Origin of the sequence: Nocardia sp. NPDC060220 (genome assembly GCF_042727815.1) — a bacterium.
Lineage (GTDB): Bacteria > Actinomycetota > Actinomycetes > Mycobacteriales > Mycobacteriaceae > Nocardia.
On the sequence record NZ_JBHWZY010001247.1, the window covers coordinates 1 to 1,480 of the forward strand.

Genomic DNA, 1,480 nt, shown 5'->3' on the forward strand with positions numbered 1-1,480 from the left:
CAACCGCACACTGGCGCCCGGTTCACCAGAGCGGACACAGTTCGATTACCGAACGCACCGGCCGGCCACCCCGGGGACGGACTCCCACCGGCGTGGCACAGAACAGTCCGGCTACACCGGCGGCGCAGTGGACCCGAGGCGCACCATTTGCTCGAATCGGAGCGATACCCTTGAGCAAGGGAGTCTTGATGGAAGGAGCTGACGTGGGGCAACTGGGCCGCATCGCGTATAGCCGCTCTGTGATCGCCCGAGGCTGATCTCGAGCTGCCGATGTCCGAGCCGATCGACCTGGTCGATGCAGCCGAACGAACCCGCACCGCGCTCGCCAGTGCCGTGGCGGAACTCTCGCAGGCTTGGGCGGCCGGTTCTCCACCCGACCTCTCGGCGTTCCTCCCCAGGGAACCCGCGGCGCGGCACACCGTCCTGGTCGAACTGATCAAGATCGACCTCGAATACCGCTGGCTTCGGTATCACTTTCCCAAACGACTGATCGAATACCGTGCGGAATTCGCCGAGCTGCGGGATGGTCCGCTGCCCGCCGAGCTCGTCTACGAGGAATTCCACGCCGTGCGCCGCGGATCGGAGGCAACCGATGCGGCTCCCACCGCGGATGCGGTGACCGCGGGGGCAACCAGCCCCGACCTCGTGAGCGACTACCACAGCACGATCATCGCGCGTCCCGGCGCGCAGGTTCTGCTCGACGCCGTCGATGTCGGCGACCACGTCGACGACTTCGACCTGCTGATGAGGATCGGCGCCGGCGCCTTCGCCCAGGTCTATCTCGCTCGGCAACAATCGATGCAGCGACTCGTCGCGGTCAAGATCTCCCACAACCACGGCATCGAACCGCAGACTCTCGCCCAGCTCGACCACGAATACATCGTGCGCATCTTCGACCAGCGGCTCATCGCCGATGGCCAGCTGAAGCTGCTCTACATGCAGTACCTACCGGGCGGGACGCTGCTCGACGTGCTGCGGTTGCGGCGCTCGACGCCGTCGCAACGCCACGGTGGGCAACTGCTGCTCGACGCCGTCGACGAGGTACTCGCCGCGAAGGGTGAGGTCCGACCTACCGAATCAGCGATCCGGACCAGGACCGCGGCACTGACCTGGCCGGAAACCGTCGCCTGGCTGGGTCGCCGACTCTCGGACGCGCTGCAGCACGCGTCCGAGCGAGGAGTGTTGCATCGAGATATCAAACCCGCGAATGTGCTGCTGAGCGCCGAGGGAGTGCCGAAGTTGGCCGACTTCAACGTCAGCTTCAGCCAACGCGTCAAGGGCACCAGCCCCCTGGCCTACTTCGGCGGATCCCTGGCGTACATGTCGCCCGAACAGCTCGAAGCCTGCCATCCCGACCTGCCCGCGACCGCTTTCGATCTCGATACTCGCAGCGACATCTTCGCGCTGGCCGTCATGCTGTGGGAATTGCTCACGGGGCGGCGGCCCTTCCCCGACGAGACGTCCGCGGGCGAGTCGGAGA

General features: G+C 66.1%; 1 protein-coding gene. It reads left to right on the forward strand.

Features of this window, described 5'->3' with window-relative positions; genetic code table 11:
• Positions 1–270: 270 nt before the first annotated feature.
• Positions 271–1,480, forward strand: a 1,210-nt coding sequence (locus ACFWF3_RS35730) for a serine/threonine-protein kinase (protein ID WP_379318563.1), incomplete at its 3' end; no start/stop codon positions are given.